The sequence below is a fragment of the Microbispora bryophytorum genome (assembly GCF_043197435.1).
Taxonomy (GTDB): domain Bacteria; phylum Actinomycetota; class Actinomycetes; order Streptosporangiales; family Streptosporangiaceae; genus Microbispora; species Microbispora bryophytorum.
The window spans coordinates 44114-70349 of record NZ_JBICTF010000001.1 but is presented as its reverse complement, the minus strand read 5'-3'; the positions used below and the strand labels follow the sequence as shown (position 1 = coordinate 70349).

Genomic DNA, 26236 nt, shown 5'->3' with positions numbered 1-26236 from the left:
ACGCAGACCACCGACATCCCGGTCCTCGATGTCGTCCCACCCCGGACAACCAGCGCGGCGGCAGGCGCCGCCGGCGGTCATCACGGGCCCGCGCGATGCCGTCGGCGATCACGAGCCGTCGCTCCGGTGTTGGCGCAGATCGAGACGGCCGAGGGCGCCGCAGCCGCGGAGGCGATCGCGGCGACCCCCGGCATCGACGGCGTCTTCGTCGGCCCGAGCGAACTCGCCGCCTTCATGGAGCGTCCGGGGCAGCAGACGCACCACGACGTCATCGCCGCCGTCCACCAACCTTCGTCACCTGCACGGCTTCGCCAACGGCCTCGAACTCGACCGTCAGGCTGTGAACGCCGGCATCACCTGGGCGCACGTCATCCGGTGAAGGCCACGTCCTCCAGGTTGAGTTCCAGCGTGGGGTTCACGACGGAGCCGCTCACGTTCTTCTGCATGAGGTAGTTGAGCGTCTCGTAGTGCGTGAAGATCAGCGGGCAGTCGTCCTGGACGATCGCGCGGACCTGGGTGTACAGCTTCTTGCGCTCGGCCATGTCTGTGGAGGATGCGGCCTGGTCGATGAGCTTGTCGAGGGCCGGGTTGGAGTACTTCATCGAGTTGATGGAGCCCCCCGTCCTCGTTACGAGCGAGTAGAAGTTGTCCGGGTCGATGGTGCGCTCCTGGTAGGCGCTGGTGATCTCGTAGTCGCCCTTGGAGTACCTGTCGAACCACACGGACACGTCGACCTGCTCGATCTGCATCGTGATGCCGATCTTCTTCAGCGCCTCGGCGACGATCTCGCCGGTCTTCAGCAGCTCCGGATACTGCGGCAGGCCGAGGTAGTGAATCGTCAGCCCGTTGGGGTATCCGGCAGCGGCGAGGAGCTGCTTGGCCTTGTCGAGGTTCGGCCCGGCGGCGAATGGGTCGACGCCGTCGTACCACGGAGATCCGCTGGGCACCTCCTGCACGCCGACCTCGCCCGACCCGAAGTAGGCGATGTCCTTGATCACCTTGCGGTCGATGGCCCAGGCGATGGCCTGACGCACTTCCTTCTTGTCGAACGGCGCCTTGGCCACGTTCATCGCGAGGAAGTCCGGGATGCCGGCCACGGGGCTGGTCTTGTAGGTGAAGCGCGGGTCCTTGCTCAGGGTGGGCAGCTGCTGCAGCGGAACGGCGTCGGCCCAGTTGATCTCCCCGGCGGACAAGGCGTCCACGCGGCTCTGATCCACCAGCAGGAACCGGAAGTCGACCTCGTCGAAGTACGGACGACCGGAGCGGAAGTACTTGTCCCACTTCTTCAGCGTGATGTGGTCGCCCTGGACCCACTCGACGAACTGGAACGGTCCGGTGCCGACCGGGTTGCGGGCCGGGTCTTTCGACTCGATCGCCTTCTGGTTGACGATCTCGCCGTTGTTGGCCAGGTTCGTCAGGAACGGCCCGAACGACGACTTCAGATGGAAGATCACCTGTGTGGGGGAGACCACCTCGATCGAGTCGATCGGTGTGTACAGCGGGGCGTACGCGCTCGCGGTCTTCGGGTCGAGGATCCGCTCGAAGGTGTACTTCACGTCGGCCGCGCTGAACTTCTCACCGTTGTGGAAGTAGACGTTGTCGGCGAGGTCGAAGACCCACGTCTTGTCGTCCTGGGCGGTCCATTTGGTGGCCAGCCGCGGGACGACGGAGCCGTCGGGCCCGAGGTCGACAAGCTTGCTGAAGATGCCGTCGTAGACCTGAGCGCCGGTGTAGACCGACGACACCGCGGGGTCGAGGCTGTCCGGCTCGCCGGTGAGGGCGGCCTTCAGCACGCCACCCGGCTTCAACGCGGCGGCGGCTCCGCCCGCGGCAGCCGTGGAGTTGGTGGGACCGCAGGCCGACAGCAGCGAGCCTGCTGCGCCGACGCCGACCACGCTGAACCCGAGAAGGCCCGCGCGCTGCAGGAAGGAGCGCCGCGAAAAGTCAGGGCCGGAATTGAATGTCATGACTTTCTCCTGGTCAGCCGGAGTGGGCGCGGACGAAGTCGATAAGGGTGGTGTTGAACGGCTCGGGGGTCTCCCACAGGCAGGCATGGCCGCCGGGAACGGTGGCCCACCGCGCCCCCGGCACGGCTTCGTGCAGACGCCGCGAGAGCCGGACCGGGATGAGGATGTCCTCCTCTCCCGCGAGCACAAGCGTCGGAGCGGTGAGCTGCGCCAGCCGCTCGGTGGTGTCGTGGGTCTGGATGACGTTGAGCTGGGACAGGTACGCCTCGACGGTCATGGTCATCTCCGCCATGGCGGCGTCGAACTCCGCGGCCTCCTCCGGCCGCTCCTCGAAGAACGGCACGGTGAAGGCCCACAGCCCGACGTCCCGCATCACCGTGGGGACACCCATCTCCCTGGCCATGTCGGCCCAGAGCGCGAACATGCGGGAGCAGAACGGTCCAGGCGCGGCATAGGTGCAGGCGAGCGTCAGGGACTTCAGATCGTCGGGGTAGGCCAGGGCGTACTCCTGGGCGATCATGCCTCCCATGGAGACGCCCGCCAGGTGGATGCCGGTCAGCCCCAGGTGGTCGACGAGCGCCTTCGCGTCATCGGCGAGCAGCCGGGAAGTGTACGGCCCGGCCGGCTTGTCCGACGCGCCGATACCACGGTTGTCGAAGCGCAGGACCCGCAGCCCCGCGTCCAGCAGCGCCGGCACCTGGGCCTCCCAGGTCTCCAGGTCGTCGGCGAGGCCGTTGACGAGGACGACCGTTTCGGGCCCCTCGCCTTCGAGCTCGTAATTGATCGTGATGCCATTGACGAAAGCGGTCGACATGGGACCTCCGAAATCAGTTCTGTAGTGGAGTCGGGTCGTGCTACGGCCGGGCCGGCAGCACGACGGGGCAGGCGACGAGGTGGGGGGTGTGGTCGGCGCTGTTGAGTGTCCCGACGGGTGTGAGGGCGGGACGTTCCCGCGAGCACGAGTCCACTCGTAGCGGGCAGCGGGGATGGAACCGGCACCCCGACGGCGGGTCGATCGGGCTGGGAATGTCGCCGGACAGCGGGACGTGGACGAGCCGCGCGTCCGGCTCGGGAATCGGGACGGCGTCCAGCAGCGCCCGGGTGTACGGGTGTACCGGGTTGGCGAACAGATCGGCCCGATCCGCGGTCTCGACGATCTTCCCGAGATACATCACGCTGACTTCATCGCTGACGTGCTCGACGACGCTGAGGTCGTGGCTGACGAACAGGAAGGCCACCCCGAGGTCGCGCTGCAACCGCGCCATCAGATTGAGGATCTGGGCCTGCACGCTGACGTCGAGGGCACTGACCGGTTCGTCGGCCACGATGAGGTCGGGGCCGCTGGCCAGCGCCGCGGCGATCCCCACCCGCTGCCGCTGGCCGCCGGACAGCTGCACGGGGTGCCGGTCCGCGTGGTCGGGCGACAACCCCACCAGGTCGAGTAGTTCGCGGACCCGGCGCTCCCGGTCGGGCGGCGACCCGACGCCGTAGGCGTCCAGCGACTCGCGCACGCTGCGGCCGACCGTCCACCGGGGGTCCAGGCTGCCGAGCGGATCCTGGAAGACCGGCTGGATGCGCCGGCGAATGTCGCGAAGCGCGCTGCCCCGCAATCCGACGATCTCCGTGCCGTCGAAGAGCACCGAGCCGTCGTCCGGCCGCTGCAGGCCGAGAACGCAGCGGGCCAGCGTACTCTTCCCGCTGCCCGACTCGCCGACCAGCCCGTGGGTGTGGCCGCGTCCCAGGGTCAGGTCGACGCCGGACAGCGCGTGCACGCGTTTGCGCCGTAGGCCCGACCCGGGAGCGGGGAAGGTGACGACGAGTCCGCGTACGTCGAGTAGTGCCGTCATGAGACCTCCTGGGCCACAGGTGGGAGAGCGTCGTGCAGCCAGCAGGCGACTCGGCCCCCGCCCTGCGTCTCCACCACCGGCGGGGCGGCGGTGCAGCGGTCGTGGACCCGGGCGCAGCGCGCCGCGAACCGGCAACCGGCGGGCGGATCAGTGAGATCGGGCACCTGGCCGAGGATGACGGGAAGATCTCCGGATCGGTGGTGGGCGGCCGGCTGCGAGTCGAGCAGCGCCCGGGTGTACGGGTGCAGCGGGTCGGCGAAGACGTCGCGGACCGTCCCCTGCTCCACGACCTGTCCGGCATACATCACGGCGATGCGGTCGCAGACCTGGGCGACGACGCCGAGGTCGTGTGTGATCAGCAGCACTCCGGTGCCCGTGCGGACGGTGAGGTCGCGTAGCAGGTGCAGGATCTGGGCCTGGATGGTCACGTCGAGGGCGGTGGTCGGTTCATCGGCGATGAGCACCGAGGGATCGTTGGCGAGAGCCGCTGCGATCACCACGCGCTGCTTCATACCGCCGGAGAACCGGTGGGGCGGGTCGGAGTATCTGGCGGCGGGATCCGGGATGCCCACGGCGCGCAGCAACTCGACGGCCTGCTCGCGCGCCGCGCGCCAGCTGATGTCGCGATGGTTGCGGATGGCCTCGGCGACCTGGGCCCCCACCGCGAATGTCGGGTCGAGGCTGGCCGAGGGGTCCTGACTGACCAGGGCGATGTCGTTGCCGCGTACCTGGCGATACTCCTCGTCGGTGAGACCGCGCAGATCCCGGCCGTCCAGCAGCACCTGGCCGGACAGTTGTGACCCGCTGGGCAGCAGGCCCATGACAGCTCCGCCGAGCGTGGACTTCCCGCAGCCCGATTCCCCCACCAGGCCGACGATCTCACCGGAGCCGACGGCCAGTGTGACCCCGCCGACGGCCTCCACCCAGCGACCTCCCTTCACCGGGATGCGCACCCGCACGTCGTCGATCTGAAGCATGGCGCGGGTCACGAGACCATCCCCTGCGGGTCGAGGCGGTGACGCAGCCCGTCACCGAGCAGATTGAAGGCGAGGACGATGACGGCGATGGTCAGCCCGGGGAAGATCTCGACCCAGGGCGCCTGCGTGAGCACGTCGCGGCCTTCGGAGAGCATGAGCCCGAGCGACGGGGTGGGCGGCTGTGTGCCAAGGCCAAGGAAGCTCAGCGACGCCTCGATCTGGACCGCGAACCCTGCCAGGATCGCCGCCTGCACGAGCAGTGGGCCCAGCGCGTTCGGCACGACGTGACGCCGCAGTACGGCGAACGACGACCAGCCGCGGGCCCGGCCGCCTTCGACGAAACCCGCATGCGCGACCACGAGCGACGCCGCACGCTGCACCCGCGCCAGAATCGGCAGGTAGATCAGCGCGATGGCCAGCGCCGCCACGATGCTCCCGGGCCCCACGATCGCGATGAGGGTGATCGCGAGGAGGAGCGCGGGAAGGACGAGAAGCATGTCGAGCGGGCGCGAGATGACCTGGTCGACCCATCCGCCGAAGTAGCCGGCGGCCGTGCCCAGGGGGAGGGCCGCAAGGGAGGCGACGGCCACGGACGCGAAGACGATCGCCAGGCTGGTCCGCAAGGCGTACACCGTGCGGCTGAACACGTCCCGGCCGAGCGCGTCGGCTCCGAAGGGGTGCCCCAGGTCAGGCCCGGCGAGCACGCGTGTGGGATCGATGGCGTTGGGATCGTGCGGCGCGATCAAGGGCGCGAGGAGGGTGACGATCACCAGCACCACGAGGATGAGCACGCCGGCCCGCGCGGAGCGCGGCAGCCAGAAGAACGCCCTGACCACGGCGGTCACCCCTGCCGGGATGCTCTTGGCCGTCATGAGTCTCCCCTGTCGGACACCTGCGGGTCGATGAAGCCCACCACCAGGTCGGTGATGAGGCTGACCAGGATGAACAGCGTCGCCACCACAAACAGCCCGGCCTGGACCACCGGGTAGTTGCGCTGGTTGATGGCCGTGACGATCAGCCGGCCGACTCCCGGGAGCGCGAAGAGCGTCTCCACGACGATCGCGCCGCCCAGCAGGACACCGAACTGGATGCCGATGACCGTGGCGATGGGCGTCGCCGCGTTACGGAGGGCGTGACGGTAAACGATGGAGCGTTCCTTGGTGCCCTTCGCCCTCAGATAGACGATGAAGGGCCGTCCTATCACCCCCAGCATCGCGCCGCGGGTCGTCCGGATGATGTACGCCGCCTCGGCGACGGCCAGCGTGAGCACCGGAAGGATCATGTACGTGAGGTTGCCGCCGGGATCTTCCATGAAGGGCACGTATCCCGACGGCGGCAGCCACATCATCGTGCCGGCGCACACCAGCACGAGCATGATGCCGAGCCAGAAGTCGGGGACGCTGATCCCGAAGACCACGAAGCCCTCGGTCAGGCGGCGCACCCACCGGCCGCCGACCGCCGCGCGGACGCCGAGCGGCACGCCGACGGCGACGGCGAGAAGCATCGACAGCAGCGTGATCTCCAAGGTGACGGGGACGCGCTGCGCGAGCAGTTCGCTGAGCGGCGCCTTACTCACGAAGTCCTGGCCGAAATCGCCGTGCAGGACACCGGCGACCCAGTCGCGGTACTGCGTCCACAACGGGTCGTCGAGGTGAAGCTGGGCCCGCACCTGCGCTACCGACTCCGGGGTGGCGCGGAAACCCAGCATGGTCCGGACCGGGTCGCCGGGAACCAGCCGGATGATCAGGAAGATGACGACGCTCATCACGAACAGCACCGGGATGGTGAGCCCGAGCCGTCGGAGCACGAAAAGCAGGCGCGGGTTCATTCGTCGGTCTCCAGGATCGCCAGGTCCCGGACTCGCGCCACCAGGTCGCGAACCAGTTTCTCGGTCAGGCCGAAGTGCTCGAGGGCGATCGCCGAGGCGCGTTCGGAGTCCTGGTCGATCACGGCGTCGGCCAGGAGTCCGTGCTGCACCGCGGCGACCCGGCGGATCTCCGGCGTGTACGGCTCGGCGCCCAGGTCAAGACTGATCCTCGTACGGATCTGAGCGCTCAGCCCGACCAGGACAGGGTTGTGCGTCGACTCCGCGACCGCCCGGTGCACGCGCTCGTCGGCGACGCGGGACTCCTCGCGGTCGGTGGCCGCGTGGTAGTCGTCGAGGGCCTGCGAGAGGGCCGCCACGTCGTCGTCGTTGCGGCGGAGGGCCGCCGTCGCGGCGATCACCGGCTCCAGGAGTTGGCGGGTGTCGAACAACGCCTCGAAGCGGGTCCAGTTGGGCAGCAGGTGCCGTCGGATGAGGTCGGCCGATGACGGCCGCCAGTCCTCCAGCACGAACGAGCCGCCGTTGCGGCCGCGGCGTTGCTCGATGTAGCCGCTGTCGGTCATGCGGCGCAGCGCCTCACGCACGGTCGCCCTGGAGACGCCGAGCAACGACGCGAGCTCGCGCTCGGGCGGAAGCGCCTGGCCGGGCACGTACACCCCGAGGGCGACGGCGGTGACGAGACGCTCCACGATCTGTTCCGGCGCGTTGCGCACCACGATCGGCCCGGCCAGCGGGTCGGTGCTGTCACGCTGCAGCTCGTTCAGCAGCGGAGCCTCGAAGATCTCGCTCATCCGCGGTGCTGCCGCTCGAACCAGTGGTGGAGGAAGCGCGCCAGCACCTTTGCTCCGTCGACGATGCTGCTCAGCTCGACGCTCTCGTCGATCCCGTGCATGTCGTAGACCTGCGGGCCGTAGCAGAGGGCGGGGACGTCGAAGTCGTTGACGTAGAACCGGGCGTCCGTGGTGGCGCCCGTGACGAACCTGCGCGGGTCGGCGCCGTGCACTTCGCGATGGGCCCTGGCCATGGCGGCGCTCAGCGGATGCCCGTCCGCGAGGGCATACCCGGCCGCCCGGAACCCCGCGGCCGTGACGACAGGCTCGGACGGGAACCGGCCGTCACGGGCCACGATGTCTTCGATGGCGGCTCTGATCCGCTGCTCGGCCTCGCCTGGGGACCATGACCGCGGGAAACCGACACGAAGCCTCAGCACGGCGTCGGTCGGCACACTGGAGTGCCAGTCACCGGCGGAGATGCCCCCGACATTGAGGTTGTACGGGCTGGCCAGCTCGGCGAAGGCCTCGTCGGGCACCTCCTGCGGGAGCTGTTCGCACCATTTCCGCAGACCCTGGGTAAGGACGCCGCACAGATCCACCGGATTGACGGCCATGTGGGCGGACTCGGCGTGCGCGGACCGGCCGACGACGCGCACGTCGAGCCAGATCACGCCGACCCCTCCGGCGAGGATGCCGAGGTCGGTGGGTTCGAGTACGACGGCGGCGTCGGCGAGCACCCCCGCCCGCGACGCCGACAGCGTGCCGTTGCCTGTGCACTCCTCTTCGATGGCACCCAGGAACATCAGCCGACCGGTGTCGAACCCCGGCGCCACCTCGTCGAGGGCCCGTACGGCGAGCACACCCATCGCGAAACCGCACTTCATGTCGCCCGCGCCACGGCCGTACAGCCGGCCGTCCCGCCGGGTCGGCTGGAACGGGGGGCTGCTCCAGAACTCGGGTGAGTCGGCCGGCACCACGTCCAGATGGCCGTTCAGAAGAAGGGACGGGCCGTCTCCACGGCCCCGCCTTCCCAGGACGTTGGCCCGCCCGGCATAGGACGTCTGACCGACGCCGGCGAGCGGGTCCGAGACGATCTCCTCCGGGATCGGCAGGAACTCCACGTCGAAACCGGTCGCGGCGAGCTCCGCCCCGAATACGTCACAGACCTCGGCCTCGTGGCCCACCGTGCTGGGCGCCGCGACGAGGCGCTCGAGGAAAGCGAAGGCTTCCTCCGCCAAGGCATCGACAGCGCTGTCGAGAGCTTCCCCGCTGACCATGTCACCTCCAAAGGTATATGGTTCGGTCCATAGACCATAAAGAGGTGGCATAACGCCCGTCAAGCCTGTCCGTAATTCGGTTATGTTACGTTTCCCGAGGTAGTGGGCCTGACCGAAAGTGAGGCACCGCCGGCCGGAAGACCGTGGGCCGGGATGGTGAGAGCGGCTGTGCCGCTGACGGGGCTGGTCCCCGGTCAGTCGTGGGCACGGGGGCTGTTGGGTGAGGTCCCCGGTGGCGCTGCCGGGGATCTCACCACTGGACCGGCTACGCCTCGACCGCGCGCACGGCGTCGAGGATCGACGCGGTTACGACGTCAGGCTGGGAAACGCTGAGCGCGTGGGATGCGCCGGGGACCTCGCGTATCCCCTTGGCGCCGGCCCGGTCCGCCATGAAGCGGTGCAGGGCGACCGGGATGTTGAGGTCCTTGTCGCCGAAGACGAACCACGACGGGATGGATCTCCATGCCGGGGCGTCCGTCGGCAGCCCCGCGGCGAGGGCGATCTCCGTGACCGGGCGCTGGGTCGCGCTCATCACGGCGGCCCGGCCGGCGGGTACGTCGGCAGCGAACTGATGGTGGAAGGCGTCCGCCCGGATGGCGAACTCGTTGCCGCCGGTCGTGACCGGGTAAGCGGTAAGGGCGTCGCCGAGGGTGCTCCCGGGGAACTTGGTCGACAGCGCGAAGGCGGACTCACCCTGCTCGGGCGCGAACGCGCAGACGTAGACGAGGCCGGCCACCTTGTCGCCGCCGGCGGCTTCGGTGATCACCATGCCGCCGTAGGAGTGCCCGACGAGGACCACGGGGGTGTCGATACCGGCGAGCACATCGCGTACATAGGCGGCGTCGCCCGGCAGGCTGCGTAGCGGATTGGCGACGGCGATCACGGGTACGGCGTTCGCCTGCAGTCGCTCGACGACGCCGTTCCAGCTGGCGGATTCGGCGAAGGCGCCGTGCACGAGAACGACGGTCGGGTTCTGCTGGGCCATGATTCTGCCTCCCTGATCAGTGGCGGCCGAGGGCCGTGCGGAGGACGTGGATCGCCTGCTCGATGGCGCCGGTCGTGGCGGCGGTCCCGCGCAGGGGGTTGAGCATCATGAAGTCGTGGAGGGTGCCGTTGTAGCGGACGGTCGTAGTGCGAACGCCGGCCTCGGTGAGCTTGCGTCCGTAGGCCTCGCCCTCGTCGCGCAGCACGTCGTTCTCGTCCACGATGAGGAAGGTCTCGGGTAGTCCGGCGAGTTCCTCGACCGTCGCCCGCAGCGGCGACGCGGTGATCTGTTCGCGTTTGTCCTTCTCGGGCAGGTAGGCGTCCCAGAACCACGCCATGGCCTTGGCCGTGAGGTGCGGCCCGTCGGCGAATTCGCGGTAGCTGTCGGTGTCCTGGCCCGCGTCGGTGACCGGGTAGTACAGCGACTGGTGTACGAACGTGACGTCGCCGCGCTGCTTGGCCAGGATGGCCAGGACCGCGGTCATGTTCCCGCCGACGGAGTCCCCGGCGACGGCGAGGCGAGAGCCGTCGAGGCCCTCGGCGGCGCCGTGCGTGCTGATCCACTGCGCGGTGGCGTACGCCTGCTCGATCGCGACCGGGTAGCGGGCCTCGGGCGAGCGGTCGTACTCGACGAATACGACCGCGGCGTTCACGCCGACGGCCAGCTCCCGGACGAGCCGGTCATGGGTGCCGGCGTCGCCGAGGATCCAGCCACCGCCGTGGACGTACAGGATGGCCGGCAGTTGATCTTCGGCGCCGACCGGCTTGACGATGCGGACCCGAACCTCGCCGGCCTCGGCGGGGACGGTGATCCACTTTTCCTGGACGTCGGGCTTGTCGATCGGAGCGGCCTGGATGTCGTCGAGCACCTTACGGGCGCGATCGGGCCCGAGCTCGTACAGGAAGGGGGGTTTGGCGGCGGCTTCGGCGAATTCCTGCGCCGCTGCTTCCAGAACGTGCCTGTTCATAGTGTTGCCTTTCTGTCGTGTCAGTCAGCAAGACAGCGCAGCCACTCGGGTTCGTGACGGGACGCCACGAAAGTCTTCGCCTGCAGCCGCCCAAGCGGACAAGCAGGCCTGCGGCGTACCGAATCAACGAGTGGCGTGATGGCATCGACACGCTGCTCGACACGTACCCTGACGTGAACTCGCTGGTCGACGACGTCACGTGGGCGGCCACAACCGTGGACCACGGTGCCGGCCACGGCCTTGCAAGGGCGCGATGGAGGGGTCCGACAAGCTGCCGTGCTCACAACGGCATCACCGGATGCCGTATGCGAATGGAGCCGAAATCGTCGCCACGAACCTGTTGGAGCGGGCGGCGGCGCGAGGCCGGCCTTCGACCAGGTCGCAGCCTACACAGAGGGGGCGATGCCGCGGTCACCGTCATCGCGCGCCGGCATTGAAGGGTGAAGTCGCCACCTCACGGATGCCGGTGCCTGAAGGGGGGAATCCACTGCTGGCCAGAATCGACCCCCGGCACGGGCCCAGGCTCGCGGCTTTGCCATGCGATCTCGTGTGGGCGACGACCTGGATGGCCGACGCGAACGACGTGATCTGTCCGCTGCTCGGCCTGCCGGAGTTGCCGGTGGTGGACTGGCCGGATTCGGAGGACGATCAGGGGCCGTTGCACAGGAAGACTCGCGGCCTGGTCGAGTGGGCGGCGGGACGCTCGTTCGTCTGGATCGACGACGAGATCACCGATGCTGATCGTGCCTGGGTGTCAGCGCACCATGACGCCCAGGCCCACCTTCATCGGGTGGATCCTCGCCGTGGCCTCACGGGCAGTGATTTCGTCGTCATCGCGGATTGGCTCGCACGCCTACGGCGGTAATGGTCGCCGGGTCTGCGTGCGGAATCGCGGCGCTGGAGTTCTAACCAAAACTCCTTGGGCGGGCAAAGTTTTCGTGATGAGGGCAACTCATGGGGTGAAACGGCCGTCCATCCAACGGTTACCGTTCACTTCGCAAGGAGCAGCCCCCGTGAAAGCCGCATATCTTCTCCCCGTCGCTGCGCTCGTCACTCTCGCCGCGTGCGGTACGGCCGGGGGCAGTGCCGCGCCCGTGGTGACGGTCACGGCCACCGAGCCCGCTCCCGCGGTCACCGTGACCGAATCGGCTTCACCTGCCGTATCCGTGGAAGACGAGACGCCGACGACGTCGGCACGCAAGCCCGTGGTCGCGCAGAAGGAGACCCTCCCCGACGTCGTCGGCATGAATCTTCAGGCCGCCCAGGACAGGCTTCAGGCGGCGGGGTTCTATCTCCTCGACGACAAGGACGCCACCGGCCGTGGCAGGTTCCAGGTCTTCGACCGCAACTGGGTGGTGACGCGGCAGAAGCCCGCCGCTGGCCGGAAGGTCTCGACGGACACGCTCATCGTGCTTTACGCCAAGAAGTACGGCGAATAGCCAAAGCGTCCTGCGATGCAGGTTTACGCATCGCGTTGGGCAGGGCCTCGGCATAGTTGGTTGATGCCGGTTCTGGGCTGGCTTCCGCGGAGCAGAGGACGGTGAGAGGCGGATGCACTGGACCAACTCGCCGGCCTGACCAAGGACGTAGCCACGCTCCCGGCGGTGCAGTGTGTGAGCCTGCTCGTATCCGCAGCGTCAAAGCAGCAGCCCCATCCGCCACCGATGTAGCCGGTTGCCGGATGGGGCTGCCTGAACTTACGACCGGGAATGCGGTCCTTGCGCTACTTGGCGGCTACCAGGTGGTCGAGGTTGAACCACCCGGCGTCACCGGAACCGTAGCTGACGCTGATCGTGTTGATACCCGCCACCAACTGCACCGGAATGGTCGCGTCGGCCCAGGTGTTCCAGCTCCCGGTGAGCGGAAGTGAGATTCGCTGAGAAGCTCCGCCGTTCACCGACACCGATGCGCTCCGGGTGCCGGCCGGACCGTCAGGGCCGGCCGAGTAGCGGAGGTCCAGTGAGTAGGTGCCCGCATCCTGGGCGACGATCTGCTGAGTCACGCTCGGCCCCCGTGTGGTGAAGCATGCGACGAAGCCCGATCCCGTATACCCGGGGTGGTCCGTGGCCAGGCATGCTCCGCCGGACATAGCTCCATCCTCAGCCTCGCAGACGTCCCCGACCTCACAGTGCAGCAACGCGTCGACAGAGTTCTTCACGGAGATGTCCTGCCCTCGTGCCTTCGTCGTAGCGACCGCCGTGAACCGGTAGTTGCCTTTGGGCAGATCGGCAGAGGTCGTCATCGTGTATCGCACAACAGCGCTCTGACCGGAGGCCAGCTTGGGCACGCCTGGGCAGGCCGGCGCGTGACCGTCCGCGCAGGTGATGGTGATTCCGGGGGCCGGCTCGCCGTCCGGGGTGTAGGCGGCGAGACTCGTTCGGACGTCGCGATCAATCTCCCCACCGCCGTTGGTGAACGTTACCGGGACCGTGTAGGTGCTCCCAGCATGCACGGCGGTCGGGGCGTCGAGAGAGATCTCCTGTGGTTCGGTCCAGGACAAATAGACGCCGTAGGCGTCGTGCTGCGACTTGAAGTCGAACGGCACGGTGATGGCATCGTTCTCGACCTTGACGTCCTGGCTGAAGACAGCCTGGCGCGTGTACAGGGGTGCCTGCTCAGGGATCCTGTAGACGGTGGCGTGCACGAGACCGTCGCGGACCAGCCACGGCGTCGAGGACAGCCCCTTGAACGTCACGGCCATCGGCCCGACGTACGCGCCCTGAATGTCACCGAGCAGCGCCACAGCGCGCTTCTTCGCGGGGTCCTCGGACGCGGAAATCGCGGTCGACCCGACTTGCTCGGAGGTGGAGACCAGCGTCCCGGTCAGGTCGGCGTAGGTTCGCATCGCCCACCAGTTCCCGTTGGGCGCCCATCCGCTCGGGGTCTTGGTGAGCAGCCCGGTCAGGTTCGGGATGACGCAGCAACTCCAGTTTCCGCGCATGGCGTTGGCATAGTTCGACTGAGCCAGTCGGGCGTTGTACCAGGCGGTATCTCCGGCGGTCTGCCGATCCGCGGGCTGGTACTCGTTGGCCGAGAGGGGCCGTTGGGCGATCCCGTTGGCGTCGAGTGCGTCCGACAGGGACTTGCCGACGGTGACCGGGTCGTCCACGGTCCCCTCGTCGTGGTTGGTGATCTCGTCCGGGACGGTGTTCGCGGCCTTGACGTGGGCCAGGAATGCCTGCCATTCATCGGGTCGTCGCTCAGGGGTGTAGGCGAACGACGGGCCGGCGATTGTCGCGGCCGGGGCGATGCGCCGGATCTCGCGGTAGGCGCTGTCCCACATCTGGAAGTACTGTTCCGTGTTGACGCCCGGTCTCCAGAAGATGCTGAGGTCGGGCTCGTTCCAGATCTCGTAGGTGAACTTCTGGCCGGAAGCCTGGAGCTTGGTCACCGTCGCGTCGATGAACGTGATCCAGTTGCTGCAGTCGCCGTCGGTGCACGGCCACAGCGTGTTCGCCGGAGCCCCGCCGGTCGAACCGAACACATCGCTGAGCAGGACCTGGTACTCGACCTTCTGACGGGGCGGGCGCTGTAGACGCTTCGCCTCGGCGATGACCGCGTCGATGTTGCCTTGGGTGCCCGGTCCGAAGGTGTACTTGTCCTTGATCCAGCCGCCCGCATACCAGCCGCCGCTGCGGAAGGCATTGATATTCAGCGGGGCGAGGTATTCGTCGGACGGTTGTAACCCGTCCTGCGTGATGCCATAGAGAATGCCAAGACCCACCCCTTCGGACCGCTTCGTCTTCGCGGACAGATCGACGTTCAGCTCTTTCACGCTGGAAGAGCTGACGTTCGGGTCTGCCGCGGCTGGGTGCTGGCCGATGACCAGCAAGGCAGCGGTAGTGAACAGTGCCCCGAGGGCTGCGAGTCCCTTTCTGCCGTTCAGGCCCCGGCCCTGACCGGGGGCCGCAACTGTACCGTCGGGACGCCTGACTGTGACTGAGCGTTTCGGATGAGCTGACATTCTTCCTTCTTTCGCGGACGGGCCGACCCGCATCGCGGCCACGGGGTCGCGGTCAGCGCGAGTGCGGAGGCGGGAACGGCGTGCGGCACGATCCTGCGTGCCCGCCGAGACAAGGATGTGACCATGCGCCCTTCCCGTCGGGGGTGCGTCTGTCGAATCGATTCGCCGAATCGATTCGACTAGACCATAAGCGCGTGTCGGCGGGATGGTCAAGAGCTGGAAATGTCCGCGATTCGCCTTCGCCATGCAGCCGTCATCCGACGCCGTGGACCCGGAATCCGCGCAGGTCCCAGGGGCCGGGTGCTGTTGTTCGAGGAGGACTCGACGGGGGAGGAGCCGAGGTCGGGCGCGGGGTTTCGCCGGTCCTGTGGCGCCACGAAGGGAGATCGGCGGGGCGTCCAGTAGGTGTCGGTGTGGGCTGCCGGCGATCTCCCTGATGTTCGCCCGCTCCCCATCCGCCTCCGCCGGTCCGCGACCATCGGAGGCCGATCGGTTCATGGCACGCCGCGGTACTGGATTCTGTAACGAGGATGTGTCGTGCGGCGCACGCCTGGGTCGGCATTCTGGGCCACCTCGAGTCTCTTCCCATCAGCTCATGGGAAGAACCAGGCCTCTGTTCAGTCGAATCGGCTCGTCGAATCGATTCGATTTGGGATATAGACAGCAGTGCATGCCTGACGTGAGATCGGGTCTACCGGGTGGAGAAGCTGGTCGAGCCGTACGGGGACGACCGGGACCCGTGGTGGATCGGGCATGGCGCCGGGCTGAGCATCGAGGAGCTCACGGTGGGGGCCTCGAATGCCTGATCTCCGACGCCCGCCGTCAGCCGGCAATCACCGAAGGGGTGGATCCGGAAAAGGGGATGCGCAGGACGAATCGCGCGCCGCCCATTGGTGAACAGCCGGCCGTCAGGGTGCCCCGGTGGGCGAGCGCGATGTCGCGTGCGATGGCGAGCCCGAGGCCGCTGCCACCCTGATCCCGGCAGCGAGCGGCATCCAGCCTGGTGAACCGTTCGAAGATGCGCTCCCTGTCCGCCAATGAGACCCCCACCCCGTCGTCGGAGACGGTCAGCTCGGCCGTGGCGTCGCGGCGGTGGACTTCGACCTGCACGACATGCTTCGCGTGCCGCTGGGCGTTGTCCAGCAGATTGGTCAACACGCGGGCCATCTGGATCCGGCAGGCTCTGACGGTCGTTCCGGTCTCGAGCCGGAGCAGAACGGGAACCAGGTCCATGCGCTGGCCGACCTCCTCCTTGACCAGCTGGGACAGGTCTATCAAATCCCTATCTGCAGGGATTCCCGCATCCAGGCCTGACAGGAGGAGCAGGTCGCCGATGATTGTCTGCAGCCTGTCGACATCGCGCAACGCCTCGTCAAGGAGCTGGGGAAGCTCGGTGTCGCATGGATGCAGCTGCGCCTCCTCAAGCAGGACGCGGAGCCCTGCGAGGGGGGTGCGCAGTTCGTGAGAGGCGTCGCTGGTGAACCTGCTCAGATGGGTGAGAGCCAGTTTGGAACACTCGTTCGCCTTCTCAAGGCGATCGAGGGTGCCGTTGATCGTCCACGCGAGCCGAACGATCTCATCGTTGCCGGGTGGCACCGGTACGCGGCTGCTGAGGTTGTGGCTGTTGATGCTGCACAGTGTGGCGCGGATGCAGCCGACCGGGCTGAGGAGCCGATCGGCGATCCTCCAGGTGATGCAGGCGGCCAGCGTGATGAAGACCGCCACCTCGAGGACCAGCAGCCAAAGTCTCCTCGCGGAGATGGCGTCCGGGGCGCGCCGTGCCGCGTAGACGACGGCCGAGTCGGGGGATGAGCTGAGCCGCACCGCTGAGAGGTAGAGGCGCCCCTGGGGAGCCGAGGCCTGGACATCGCGCTCGGGAGTGAGGAGTGATGGCCACACGTCGGACAACGGCGCGAGCCCGCGGGCCGTGGGTGTCGACATGATGACGCGGTGATCGGGCCCGACGACCTGGATGAGATCGACTCCCGGGATGTCCGGCCTGATGGGGATACGCGCCGGTCCGGCCCGTACGGCGGCCGCGGTGAGAGTCGCCTGCCGCTCGACGTCGCGCCAGGCGCTGTCGTCCTGCGTCTGACGTGTCAGGGCCTCCACCCGCACGTAGGCGGGCACGATGAAGAGCGCCAGCAGCACGGTGAGCAGGAGCGTTATCCGCGGCCGTATCGACCGGAGGAAAACCTTGATGTAACGGTCGGGAAGAGTCAAGACGCGCAAAACGGCCTCCTCGCCTCGAAGTCATGGCGCACCGGGGGGGACGACGGCATGAGCATTGTGGGAGCAGGGAATGTGCCGCACATCGCACAACCGGGTGAGGTGGCATGAATACGCAGGTCAGAGGGGGCGGTGCGCTCGTTTCCCAGAGCTGCGTCGTACTGTCGGTTCATGGCTGACGCCGGTTCACGCGATTGGGCGCTCGCAGGCAGGCTGGACTCCGACTGGACGTCGTGGCCGGGGTGGCGTGGCCGTGTCCGCGAGTGGAACCTCGTCGTCCAGGTGCTGAAGGAGGCCCGCGCAGGCCGAGGTGCCGTCCTGCTGGTGGAGGGCCGGGCGGGGATGGGGAAGAGCCGTCTGCTCGCGGAGGCGGCCCGTGCCGCGGCGCGGGGCGGATTCATGGCCGGCCAGGGCGCGGCGGACGATCTCGATTTCACGCCGCTCGTCCCCCTCACATCGGCAGTGCGGGGGATCACCGGCATGTATGCGGCCCCATCGACACCGGTCCCGGCAACCGTTGACATGCGGCTCACCATGATGAAGCGCTTGAGCGAACCGCTGGAGAGATGTGCCGCACGCGGGCCGGCCCTGGTCACCCTCGACGACCTGCAATGGGCCGACCAGCTGACACTCCTGGCGATCCGGCGGATGGTCCGGGATCTGGCCTCCTATCCGCTCGTCTGGATGCTGTCACGCACCTCGGGCAACGGCTCGGTGACACCTCTGGACCGCCTGTACGACGGACTGGAGCGCGACGGCGCGACCCGCGTCGTGATGGAGGCGTTGGACGAGCAGGCGGTCGCCGAGGTCGCCTCGGACATCCTGGGCGTCGCGCCCGGACCTGACGTGCTCGCGCTGGCGGCCCTGACCGAGGGGAACCCTTTCCAGCTCCTGGAGACGCTGGACAGGCTGACCTCCGCAGGCGTGATCGAGGTGCGCGACGGTCAGGCGCGCGTGGTGCCGGGGCAGCGGCCGTGCGTCCAGACGATCATGCGCGAGTGCATAGACGAGCTTTCCACGCAGACTCGCGAGCTGGTCCAGGTCGCCGCGATCCTGGGCCGCACGATGACCGTGATCGACCTGGCCGCGATGCTCGGAAAGCCTGCCGGTGACCTCGTGCGGCCGTTGGACGAGGCGATATCGGCAGGCATCCTGCTCGCCGATGAGGTCCACCTGGCCTTCCGGCACGAGCTGCTGAGACACGCCGTGATCGAGACGCTGGCGCCGCCGATCCGGTTGGCACTGCACCGGGAGGCGGGTCAGATGTTGCTCGCCGGCCGGGGCTCCGCCGTACCGGCCGCGCCGCACCTCATCAAGAGTGCGCTGCCCGGCGACGTCGAGGCCCTCAGGGGGCTCGACCGCGCGGCGCGGGAGGTGTTCGCGTTCTCCCCGCAGACCTCGGTCGACCTGTCCATGCGCGCGCTCGAGATCAGCGGTCCGGCCGATCCCGGCCGCTTCGACCGTGTGGCGACCGCGGTCCGGGCTCTGGCGGTCACGGGACGGGCACCGGAGGCGATCCTCCTCGCTCAGGAGGCGCTCGACGCGGCGCCGTCCGGCGCGGCCCTGAGCCTGCGATGCATGCTCGCGTACGCGTTGCTGCTGAGCGGCCGGCCGGCCGCTGCGGTGGCCGAGGCCGAAAGCCTGCTGGCCCTGCCCGATGTGCCCGCAAAGCTCCGCGGAACCGCCGAATCGGCCCTCTTCGTGGGACTCCTGTCACTCAGGGACTTCTGGAACGGACGGCCGCGCGCGCAAGCCGTCCTGGCCGATTCGGCGCAGTGCGGCGACACCGCGCTGGTCGGCGCCCATATGCTGCTCGCGCAGTGCGCCCTGGTCGACGGGAAGGTTCACGACTCCTTCGACCATCTTCAGGAGGCGGTGCGGATCACGACGACGGGTTCGGTGGAGGCGTGCGAACGGCCGTACCCCCTCATGCTGCTGAGCATGAACTACAAGTTCACCGGGCAGTTCGAGGCGGCCGAACGGACCGCCCGAGTCCTCACGGAAGAGATCGAGCGGCTGGGTCAGACCGCGCAGGCCGCCCAGCCGGCGTTCTTCCGCAGCTGCCTGGACCTGGCTTGCGGCCGGCTCGACGACGCGGCGGCCGAGGCGCAGGAAGGGCTGACGATCAGTGAGGAGCTGGGTGGTCACGGATCCGACCTCGCAGGGCTCTGCGTGCTGGCGCTCGTGTCCGTGCGGCGCGGCGACCTCGAGTCCGCGGCCCGGTACATGGGTGGCTACCGAGGCAAGCGGGAGATCATGTACAGCGCTGCCTGGGGGAGGTGGATCCAGGCGGTGGCGGGTGGAGCTCGCCCGCCTCGTCGCCGAGCGGGAGAGGGCCGGCTCGGCGGGCGACGACGCGTAGCGCCGGTGGCGGACCATTTCCGAGATTTCACCCATATGGGGGAGTTGCGCTGGGCCCTCGGCTACCCCTTCGCCCTGACCCTCGTCATGCCGGCGCCGGCGGTCCTCTACCTGGTGTCCACGAGGAGGGGATGGTTGTGACCCTCGCCGGTCTCAGCGTCCTCTGGCCGTGATGGTCCGCCATTCGCCTTCCCACCGGGCCACGGCACGCCGCGCGGTCCACGCGCGGCGTCCCGACCGCACGAGGAGGCCGGCGGTCCAGAGGCCGCCGGCCGCGGCCGGTCCCGCGATCACGGCGACCACGACGACCATGGCGGTCGGCGAGGGGCCGTGGGCCGGTTCCTCGCCCGCGTCGACCCACAGGGTCAGCCGGTCCCCGGCCCGGTGCCCGGAGGCCGCCACCGTTCTGCCCGTGTGGGTGCGGCCGTCCCGGCCGGTCCAGACGACCTCCACCACCGCGGCGGGCAGGGGAGCGGACCGGGCCGCGGCGACGGGGGGCCGGAGCACCCGTACGACTTGGGCGGTCACCCGCCGGTGGCCGTCGGTGTAGGCGTTCGCGCCGCGGATAAGGAGCGCACTGACGATCGCGCTGGTCGCGCAGGCGACGATCATCAGGAGCGCCGCCGCCAGGACGCGTCCCGCCGAGGAGGCGTGCACGGTCTTCCTCACACGTCTCTCAGAGGCCGACGTCACGGCGCAGCAGGTCGTCGAGGCCTTCGCGGCGGACGACGAGGCGGGCCTTGCCCCGGCTGACGGCGACGACCGGCGGGCGGCCGTTCATGTTGTACGTCGAGGCCATCGAGTGGTTGTAGGCGCCGGTGGCGGCGACGGCGAGCACGTCTCCGGGGCGGATGTCGGCGGGGAGCGCCGCGGCCTCGGCCAGCGTGTCCCCGCTTTCGCAGTGGTGGCCGACCACGGTGAAGTCGCGCTCGCCCTCGTGCGTCGGCCGGCCGATCATGCGCATCTCGTACCGCGAGCCGTACATCGCGGGCCGGGGATTGTCGCTCATGCCTCCGTCGACCGCGACGTACGTGCGGCGCAGCCCCTTCTTGACGGCGATCACCCGATAGAGCGTCACGCCGGCGGGCCCGGCGACGGCCCGTCCGGGTTCGACGGTCAGCCGCGGCGCCGGCAGGCCGATGCCGGCACAGCGCCTCTCGACGGTCGCGGCCAGCGAGGTGAGCAGGGCGGGAGGCAGGCCGGTCTGCCCGCTTCTGTACGCGATCGCGTGGCCGCCGCCGAGGTCGAGCTGGGGCAGCGTCACGCCGTGCGCGTCGCGGATCCGCGCGAGCTGCTCCACGAGCACACGCGCGCTCTGCTCGTACGGCTCGGCGGCGGCGATCTGGGAGCCCAGGTGGCAGTGCAGGCCGACCAGCTCCAGGCGTGGCTGGCGGAGAATGCGGTTCACCGCCTCCCTCGCCACCCCGGCCGCGATCGACAGCCCGAACTTGTGGTCCTCCCCGCCCGTGCGGATGGCGGCGTGCGCCCCCGCTTCGATGTCGGGAATCACCCGCACCAGCACCTTCTGCCGCCACCCCGCGGGGACGAGCGCGGCGAGACGATTGATCTCGGCCAGATCGTCGACGACGATGCGGCCGACGCGCTCGTCCACCGCGGCGCGCAACTCCGCCGGGGTCTTGGCGTTGCCGTGGAGGATGATCCGGTCCGCCGGGAAGCCCGCGGCCCTCGCCACGGCCAGCTCACCGGCCGAGCACACGTCGAGGGCGAGCCCCTCGGACCGGACCCAGGCGGCCATCGCACGGCACCAGAACGCCTTGGCGGCGTACGCGACCTCGGCCCGGGGCAGCGCGGCGCGGTAGGCGCGGCAGCGCAGACGCACGTCCGCCTCGTCCATGACGTACGCCGGGGTGCCGAAGCGCCCGGCCACCTCCATCAGGTCGACGCCGCCGACCTCCGCATGCCCGTCGGCCCCGAAGCGCGCGGTGGCCGGCCAGGGGCCCCCGGCCGTCTCCGTCGTACGCGGAGGTGTGATCAGCAGGCTCATTTCGTTCTTCTCTCCGCCAGGAACGCCTGGCCGAGTCCGGTGACCGTACGGGTCACGATCTGGGTGCAGGTGGTGTCGGCGCCCGCGTCGCGGAGCGTCGCCACCGCCAGTTCGAGGTCGTCCATGCTCCGGCAGGCCAGCCGGACCTCGATGTCGGCGTCGCCGAGCAGGACCAGCGCGCTCAACACCGCGGGCATCTCGCGCAGCCGCCGCTCGTAGGCCCCGCACGTCACGTCGCGGCGCAGCCGGACGCGTACGACGGCCTGGATCGGGCGGCCGAACGCCGCCGGGTCCACCTCGACGCGGACCGCGGTCAGCGCGCCGCTGTCGCGCAGCCTGCGCAACCGGATGGAGACCGTGCTGTCGCCGAGCGCGAGGTCGCGGGCGAGGGCCCGCACGGGAGCGCGCCCATCTCGCGCCAGCGCCTGGAGCAGCGACCGGTCGACGTCGTCGAGTGATCTCACCGCACACCGCCTCCTGAACGGCCCTGCCGCACCAGACGGGCGAACAACCCGGAAATGGGACACACGACACGCTAAGCACGGCCCGTCCCATGGGCGGGCGATCCTGACGTGATTCCTACGGCGGGCCCGCGGAACCTGACGCCCGATTGACATCCGCCACGCTCCGGGGCGGTCTCCGTCGGCTCCGACCAGGGGACCTCGGCTGCTTATGGCAGGAGCGCCCTGTCGTCACGTTCTGTGATCGAACAACTTCCGCTCTTGACGTCTTCTTGACGCCCTGTCTCCGCTGATGGCGGTGTATGCGCCACTAGTGTGCATGCGTTGCTTTACGTGTCCTTGATGCCGGAGGTGGCCAGGTTGGGGCGTTCTGTCGCCACGCCGACGGGTCCCGTGCGTGCCTGGTTGCTCGAGGGTCTCCAGACCGATCGCAAGGAGATCGAGCACGGGCCGCACGCGAAGCACTCGTGGTGGCGGGTGATGTGCCTGACGGGTGTGGACTATTTCTCCACGCTCGGCTACCAGCCGGGGATCGCGGCGCTCGCGGCCGGGTTCCTGTCTCCGCTCGCCACGGTCTTCCTGATCGCGCTCACGCTGCTGGGCGCGCTGCCGGTCTACCGCCGGGTGGCCGCCGAGAGCCCGTACGGCCAGGGCTCGATCGCGATGCTGGAGAAGCTCGCGCCGCAGTGGTGGGGCAAGCTGTTCGTCCTGGCCCTGCTCGGGTTCGCGGCCACCGACTTCGTCATCACCATGACGCTGTCGGCCGCCGACGCCACCGCGCACATCGTGGAGAACCCGTTCGCGCCGCACTGGATCGAGGGGCAGCGGGTGCCCGTCACCCTGTTCCTGCTGGCCCTGCTCGGCGGGGTGTTCCTGATGGGCTTCACCGAGGCGATCGGCATCGCGGTCATCCTCGTCCTCGTCTACCTCGCGCTCAACGCCGTCGTCGTGGTCACCGCGATCATCCACGTGCTTCAGGCGCCCCAGGTGGTCGTCGACTGGACGCACACGCTGGATATCGGCTACAGCGGCCCACTGGCCATGATCGGCCTGTCACTGCTGGTCATGCCGAAGCTCGCGCTGGGCATGTCCGGCTTCGAGACCGGCGTCGCCGTGATGCCGGTCGTCAGGGGCGATCTACGGCAGCGGATCAAGGGCACCAAGCGGCTGCTCACCGTGGCCGCGCTCGTCATGAGCGTCTTCCTGATCTTCTCCAGTTTTGTCACGACGATGCTGATTCCGCATGAGGAGTTCGAGGAGGGTGGCAAGGCGAGCGGCCGTGCGCTGGCCTATCTGGCGCACAAGTTCCTGGGCGAGTGGTTCGGCAGCGTGTACGACGTGTCCACGATCGCGATCCTGTGGTTCGCGGGCGCCTCGGCGATGGCGGGCCTGATCAATCTGGTGCCGCGCTACCTCCCCCGGTACGGCATGGCGCCCGAATGGACTGGCGCGGTGCGGCCGCTGGTGCTCGTCTTCTCGGCGATCGCGTTCGCCATCACGATCATCTTCGACGCCGACGTGGACGCCCAGGGCGGCGCCTACGCCACAGGGGTGCTGGTGCTGATGCTGTCGGCGGCGGTCGCGGTGACGCTGTCGGCGTTCAGGAAGGGCCAGACGGCCGCTTCGATCGGCTTCGGGCTGATCGCGGCGGTCCTGGCCTACACGCTGGTCGACAACGTGGTCGAGCGGCCCGACGGTGTGAAGATCGCCTCCTTCTTCATCGCCGCGATCATCATCACCTCCGTGATCTCCCGGGCCACCCGTTCCATGGAACTACGGGTGACCGAGGTCGACCTGGACCCGTTGGCCGAGCAGTGGGTGAACGGGGCCGGCGGCCTGATCCACCTGATCGCCAACGAGCCCAATCAGCGTGACCAGGACGAGTACAACGACAAGCTCCGCGAGCAGTGGATCAACCACCGGCTGCGCAGCGACGAGCCGGTGATGTTCGTCGAGGTCACCGTGCCGGACGCCTCGGAGTTCGAGACGGAACTGCATGTGAAGGGCGAGGAGCGCTACGGGCACAGGATCCTGCGGATCGAGAGCTCCGCCGTGCCGAACTCGCTGGCCGCGCTCCTGCTTCACCTCCGCGACCGCACCGGTGCGGTGCCGCACATCTACTTCCACTGGGCCGAGGGGAACCCGGTGCTCGCCATGCTGCGCTACCTGGTCTTCGGCGGCGGCGACGTGCCCCCGCTCACCCGCGAGGTGCTGCGCAAGGCGGAGCCGGACCTCGAGCGCAGGCCCCACGTCCACGTCGGCTAGTACTTCAGTCTGGTTTGCGTCCCGCCCCGGACACGGCGGCATCCCAGCTCGCGGTCGACTTCAGCAAGACATAGCCGTGAAGATTTCACATATGTTGTTTCGTTGGTCGGCTCGAAGCCCTGCGGGACTACTTCGGTGGGCTACCTGGGACGTATGGCGACGTCGACGTGAGCGCAGGGCCCGGTCCGCCACTGGACAGACAGAGTCAAACTGGTTTAGCTTCTTTCATGTCATGAGCCATCGGTCGCCCGGCCGATCGGCGGGGCCGAGGTGAGGAACGAGCCATGCGCGCGATTGAGTACGACCGGTTCGGCGGCTATGACGTACTGGAGTTGCGGGAGAGGCGCCTGCCGGTGCCCACCGAGGGGCAGGTGCTCGTCAGGATGTCGGTGGCCGGGGTCAACCCACTGGACGAGACGGTGCGTTCGGGAAAACTCGCACCCGCCCTGCACAAGCCGCTGCCGATCCGGCCGGGTGGCTTCGGTGTGGGGCGGGTCGAGGAGCCCGGCGCCTCGGGACTGGCCGCAGGTGACCGTGTCGTGCTGAGCGGAGGACGGTACGGGGTGAGCACCGACGGTTCGTGGGCCGACTACATCGCGGTCGACGCGGCCCATCTGGTGCCGATCCCCGACGGCGTCGACGACGAGACCGCAGCCGCGCTGACCACCGGCGCCGGTTACCTGACCGCTTACCTGGCGCTGAACGAGTTGGCGGGCTTCCGCGGCGGCCGGAGCGTACTCGCGCCGGGTGTCGGCGGTGCGGTCGGTCAGGGCGGCGTGGAGGTCGCCCGTGTCCTGGGCGCGTCGCAGGCCATCACCACGGCCACCACCACCGAGAAGGCCGAGCTGGGCCGGGCCGCAGGGTATGAGGTCATCGACCTCACGCACGAGTCGCTGCGTGAAGGGGTGGCGCGGCTGACCGACGGTACGGGCGTGGACGTCGTGCTGGACGGCGTCGGGGGTTCGGTCACCGGGGAGGCGCTCGGCTCGTTGGCCGTGGGCGGCACCCTCGTCAGCATCGGCTACGCGGCTGGAGTGCGCGCCGAGATCAACGTGACCGACCTGATATGGAAGAACGCCCACATCCACGGATTCAGGTTCGCCTTGTTCACCCCCGAGCAGGTCAACACCGCCAACGCGGCCCTGCTCGACCTGGTCTCGCAGGGTGAGCTCCACCCGAAGGTGGCGCAGGTCCTCCCGCTGGAGAAGGCTTCCGAGGCGCAGCGCCTCCTGGCCGAGGGCGGCCCCTTCGGCCGCATCCTGCTCGCTCTGTGACCCAGCGCGCCGCAACAGGGTGACACGGGGTGTATGCCACAGCGCCAAGGGAGGACCTGACGGGCACGTCGGCAGTGCGGACATGTCCGTTAGGATCCGCGGACACACCGTGTCGGTGCTACGTGCGCCAGGGGACGTCGCGTCCCCGGAGAAAGGACAACGCGATGACGTGGCCGGCCACGGAGCGCTACGCCTTGGAACCTGCTCCCGGCGGTCTCGCCTTCGTCCAGGACCTGCTCAACACCTCGCCCGCCGGCAGGCCGCGCCATGCTGACTGGCTCGACGACCCCACCACCGCTCAGACGTGGCTGAGCGAGGCGCTCGCCCGGTGGAGCGCGGCTTCCGGTCGGCCCGCTCCTGCTGTGGACCTCACCGATCGTGACTGCGAGGCGCTGCGGGATCTGAGATGGGCTCTCCGCGGGCTTGTCTCCGATCAGAGCGACGGCGCCGAGGCCGTGTCCGCGCAGGTACTGGCCGCCCTTCCCACACTGTCCGTCTCGATGCGGGTCGACGAGCGTGGCACCGTCGTCGCAGAACCTTCGGGTACCGGATGGCGGAGGGTCGCATCGCTCGTGCTGATCGAATGCCTCCAGGCGCAGCAGACCGACCAGCGGCGGCGACTGAAGATATGCCGCAACGAGCGCTGCCAGTGTGCGTTCTACGACCGTTCACGCAACAACAGCGGCGTCTGGCACGACGTACGGCTCTGCGGCAACGCCGCAAACCTGCGCGCCTACCGCGCCCGCAAGCGGGAACAGGCCGCCGGCGCGGGACCTCCCAGTCGCCCTTCCGCGTGATGCGCCCGCCGGTGGAGGCGAGATCGACACGTCGTCCGGCAGGTCGGCGACGACCGTGGCCAGCTCGTGGCGGGACGCGGCGGTGAGCGCCAGGCCGAGCCGCCGCTCCAGCTCGTCCTGGCCGAGCCGGCCGTCCGCGTACGCGCGGCGGCGGCCGCCAGTGCTTCGAGCAGCGCGAGCCGGGTGGCCGATTCGAGTGTCGCGGCGCGGCGCCACAGGGTGAATGCTCTGCCGGAAGGGCGGGCCCTACGAGAGCGCGCGG

22 protein-coding genes and 1 pseudogene are annotated in these 26236 nt (G+C 69.0%); 7 read left to right on the top strand and 16 right to left on the bottom strand.

Annotated features, from left to right (window positions below):
* Positions 1 to 15 precede the first annotated feature (15 nt).
* Complete coding sequence (locus ACGFIB_RS00320; RefSeq protein ID WP_393368427.1) at positions 16 to 453, top strand: aldolase/citrate lyase family protein; 438 nt, start codon at positions 16 to 18, stop codon at positions 451 to 453.
* Here the strand turns inward: ACGFIB_RS00320 and ACGFIB_RS00315 are convergent.
* The 10 genes from ACGFIB_RS00315 to ACGFIB_RS00270 form a co-directional block, all read right to left on the bottom strand.
* A complete protein-coding gene (locus ACGFIB_RS00315) occupies positions 369 to 1967 on the bottom strand; it encodes an ABC transporter substrate-binding protein (RefSeq protein WP_393367506.1) in 1599 nt (532 codons plus the stop codon). The two genes, ACGFIB_RS00320 and ACGFIB_RS00315, sit on opposite strands and share 85 nt — an antisense overlap.
* 13 nt (positions 1968 to 1980) lie before the next feature.
* Positions 1981 to 2781, bottom strand: a complete 801-nt coding sequence (locus tag ACGFIB_RS00310) for an alpha/beta fold hydrolase (RefSeq protein ID WP_393367503.1) — start codon at positions 2779 to 2781, stop codon at positions 1981 to 1983.
* A 40-nt stretch (positions 2782 to 2821) separates the two neighbouring features.
* Entirely contained in the window at positions 2822 to 3814 is a 993-nt protein-coding gene (locus tag ACGFIB_RS00305) for an ABC transporter ATP-binding protein (protein WP_142575110.1), read from the bottom strand.
* Positions 3811 to 4803, bottom strand: a complete 993-nt coding sequence (locus ACGFIB_RS00300; RefSeq protein ID WP_393367501.1) for an ABC transporter ATP-binding protein — start codon at positions 4801 to 4803, stop codon at positions 3811 to 3813. The genes ACGFIB_RS00305 and ACGFIB_RS00300 overlap by 4 nt, the downstream gene beginning before the upstream one ends.
* Positions 4800 to 5663: an ABC transporter permease gene (locus ACGFIB_RS00295; protein ID WP_357249362.1), complete on the bottom strand. Its 864-nt coding sequence runs from the start codon at positions 5661 to 5663 to the stop codon at positions 4800 to 4802. Before ACGFIB_RS00295 ends, ACGFIB_RS00300 begins: the two co-directional genes overlap by 4 nt.
* Positions 5660 to 6619 (bottom strand): ABC transporter permease, encoded by a 960-nt coding sequence (locus ACGFIB_RS00290; RefSeq protein ID WP_393367498.1) that lies wholly within the window; start codon positions 6617 to 6619, stop codon positions 5660 to 5662. The genes ACGFIB_RS00295 and ACGFIB_RS00290 overlap by 4 nt, the downstream gene beginning before the upstream one ends.
* Positions 6616 to 7407 (bottom strand): FadR/GntR family transcriptional regulator, encoded by a 792-nt coding sequence (locus tag ACGFIB_RS00285; protein WP_142575113.1) that lies wholly within the window; start codon positions 7405 to 7407, stop codon positions 6616 to 6618. The genes ACGFIB_RS00290 and ACGFIB_RS00285 overlap by 4 nt, the downstream gene beginning before the upstream one ends.
* Positions 7404 to 8666, bottom strand: coding sequence for a M20/M25/M40 family metallo-hydrolase (locus ACGFIB_RS00280; protein WP_357249357.1), 1263 nt, complete (start codon positions 8664 to 8666; stop codon positions 7404 to 7406). Before ACGFIB_RS00280 ends, ACGFIB_RS00285 begins: the two co-directional genes overlap by 4 nt.
* A gap of 265 nt (positions 8667 to 8931) precedes the next feature.
* Positions 8932 to 9651: an alpha/beta fold hydrolase gene (locus ACGFIB_RS00275; protein ID WP_393367496.1), complete on the bottom strand. Its 720-nt coding sequence runs from the start codon at positions 9649 to 9651 to the stop codon at positions 8932 to 8934.
* Positions 9652 to 9667: 16 nt separating this feature from the next.
* Positions 9668 to 10618 carry an alpha/beta hydrolase gene (locus ACGFIB_RS00270; protein WP_393367494.1) on the bottom strand — a complete coding sequence of 317 codons (951 nt, stop codon included), beginning with the start codon at positions 10616 to 10618 and terminating at the stop codon, positions 9668 to 9670.
* A 547-nt stretch (positions 10619 to 11165) separates the two neighbouring features.
* Here ACGFIB_RS00270 and ACGFIB_RS00265 point away from each other — a divergent pair.
* Positions 11166 to 11483, top strand: a complete 318-nt coding sequence (locus ACGFIB_RS00265) for a hypothetical protein (RefSeq protein WP_357264843.1) — start codon at positions 11166 to 11168, stop codon at positions 11481 to 11483.
* 148 nt (positions 11484 to 11631) lie between these two features.
* On the top strand, positions 11632 to 12057 hold the full coding sequence (locus tag ACGFIB_RS00260; protein ID WP_393367491.1) for a PASTA domain-containing protein: 426 nt from the start codon (positions 11632 to 11634) through the stop codon (positions 12055 to 12057).
* Positions 12058 to 12341: 284 nt separating this feature from the next.
* Here the strand turns inward: ACGFIB_RS00260 and ACGFIB_RS00255 are convergent, their stop codons facing one another.
* On the bottom strand, positions 12342 to 14450 hold the full coding sequence (locus ACGFIB_RS00255) for a CBM35 domain-containing protein (protein ID WP_393367489.1): 2109 nt from the start codon (positions 14448 to 14450) through the stop codon (positions 12342 to 12344).
* Between the two features lie 954 nt (positions 14451 to 15404).
* Positions 15405 to 16814, bottom strand: a complete 1410-nt coding sequence (locus ACGFIB_RS00250) for a HAMP domain-containing sensor histidine kinase (RefSeq protein ID WP_357249345.1) — start codon at positions 16812 to 16814, stop codon at positions 15405 to 15407.
* Positions 16815 to 16982: 168 nt separating this feature from the next.
* Here ACGFIB_RS00250 and ACGFIB_RS00245 point away from each other — a divergent pair, with 168 nt between their 5' ends.
* Positions 16983 to 19313 carry an ATP-binding protein gene (locus ACGFIB_RS00245; RefSeq protein ID WP_393367486.1) on the top strand — a complete coding sequence of 777 codons (2331 nt, stop codon included), beginning with the start codon at positions 16983 to 16985 and terminating at the stop codon, positions 19311 to 19313.
* Positions 19314 to 19325: 12 nt separating this feature from the next.
* Here ACGFIB_RS00245 and ACGFIB_RS00240 read toward each other — a convergent pair whose 3' ends face one another.
* Genes ACGFIB_RS00240 through ACGFIB_RS00230 form a run of 3 tightly spaced genes read right to left on the bottom strand, consistent with a single transcriptional unit; the run spans position 19326 to position 21641 of the window.
* Entirely contained in the window at positions 19326 to 19841 is a 516-nt protein-coding gene (locus tag ACGFIB_RS00240) for a hypothetical protein (RefSeq protein WP_393367484.1), read from the bottom strand.
* Between the two features lie 7 nt (positions 19842 to 19848).
* Entirely contained in the window at positions 19849 to 21177 is a 1329-nt protein-coding gene (gene lysA, locus ACGFIB_RS00235; RefSeq protein WP_357249336.1) for a diaminopimelate decarboxylase, read from the bottom strand.
* Positions 21174 to 21641 carry an Lrp/AsnC family transcriptional regulator gene (locus ACGFIB_RS00230; RefSeq protein ID WP_393367481.1) on the bottom strand — a complete coding sequence of 156 codons (468 nt, stop codon included), beginning with the start codon at positions 21639 to 21641 and terminating at the stop codon, positions 21174 to 21176. The genes lysA and ACGFIB_RS00230 overlap by 4 nt, the downstream gene beginning before the upstream one ends.
* A 348-nt stretch (positions 21642 to 21989) precedes the next feature.
* Between ACGFIB_RS00230 and ACGFIB_RS00225 the strand changes: the two genes are divergently transcribed.
* The 3 genes from ACGFIB_RS00225 (at position 21990) to ACGFIB_RS00215 (ending at position 25974) form a co-directional block, all read left to right on the top strand.
* Positions 21990 to 23903: an APC family permease gene (locus ACGFIB_RS00225; protein ID WP_393368425.1), complete on the top strand. Its 1914-nt coding sequence runs from the start codon at positions 21990 to 21992 to the stop codon at positions 23901 to 23903.
* Between the two features lie 284 nt (positions 23904 to 24187).
* Complete coding sequence (locus tag ACGFIB_RS00220) at positions 24188 to 25177, top strand: quinone oxidoreductase family protein (protein WP_393367479.1); 990 nt, start codon at positions 24188 to 24190, stop codon at positions 25175 to 25177.
* A 164-nt stretch (positions 25178 to 25341) separates the two neighbouring features.
* Positions 25342 to 25974 (top strand): CGNR zinc finger domain-containing protein, encoded by a 633-nt coding sequence (locus tag ACGFIB_RS00215; RefSeq protein ID WP_357249327.1) that lies wholly within the window; start codon positions 25342 to 25344, stop codon positions 25972 to 25974.
* A gap of 48 nt (positions 25975 to 26022) precedes the next feature.
* Here the strand turns inward: ACGFIB_RS00215 and ACGFIB_RS00210 are convergent.
* Positions 26023 to 26190: pseudogene (locus ACGFIB_RS00210) on the bottom strand (DUF1707 domain-containing protein); the annotation flags it as partial.
* Positions 26191 to 26236: the final 46 nt, after the last annotated feature.

Coding starts and splice junctions, on each gene's coding strand:
- ACGFIB_RS00315 (WP_393367506.1), bottom strand. CDS start 1,967: ATGACATTCAATTCCGGCCCTGACTTTTCGCGGCGCTCCTTCCTGCAG.
- ACGFIB_RS00310 (WP_393367503.1), bottom strand. CDS start 2,781: ATGTCGACCGCTTTCGTCAATGGCATCACGATCAATTACGAGCTCGAA.
- ACGFIB_RS00305 (WP_142575110.1), bottom strand. CDS start 3,814: ATGACGGCACTACTCGACGTACGCGGACTCGTCGTCACCTTCCCCGCT.
- ACGFIB_RS00295 (WP_357249362.1), bottom strand. CDS start 5,663: ATGACGGCCAAGAGCATCCCGGCAGGGGTGACCGCCGTGGTCAGGGCG.
- ACGFIB_RS00290 (WP_393367498.1), bottom strand. CDS start 6,619: ATGAACCCGCGCCTGCTTTTCGTGCTCCGACGGCTCGGGCTCACCATC.
- ACGFIB_RS00285 (WP_142575113.1), bottom strand. CDS start 7,407: ATGAGCGAGATCTTCGAGGCTCCGCTGCTGAACGAGCTGCAGCGTGAC.
- ACGFIB_RS00280 (WP_357249357.1), bottom strand. CDS start 8,666: ATGGTCAGCGGGGAAGCTCTCGACAGCGCTGTCGATGCCTTGGCGGAG.
- ACGFIB_RS00275 (WP_393367496.1), bottom strand. CDS start 9,651: ATGGCCCAGCAGAACCCGACCGTCGTTCTCGTGCACGGCGCCTTCGCC.
- ACGFIB_RS00270 (WP_393367494.1), bottom strand. CDS start 10,618: ATGAACAGGCACGTTCTGGAAGCAGCGGCGCAGGAATTCGCCGAAGCC.
- ACGFIB_RS00245 (WP_393367486.1), top strand. CDS start 16,983: ATGGCTGACGCCGGTTCACGCGATTGGGCGCTCGCAGGCAGGCTGGAC.
- lysA (WP_357249336.1), bottom strand. CDS start 21,177: ATGAGCCTGCTGATCACACCTCCGCGTACGACGGAGACGGCCGGGGGC.
- ACGFIB_RS00220 (WP_393367479.1), top strand. CDS start 24,188: ATGCGCGCGATTGAGTACGACCGGTTCGGCGGCTATGACGTACTGGAG.
- ACGFIB_RS00215 (WP_357249327.1), top strand. CDS start 25,342: ATGACGTGGCCGGCCACGGAGCGCTACGCCTTGGAACCTGCTCCCGGC.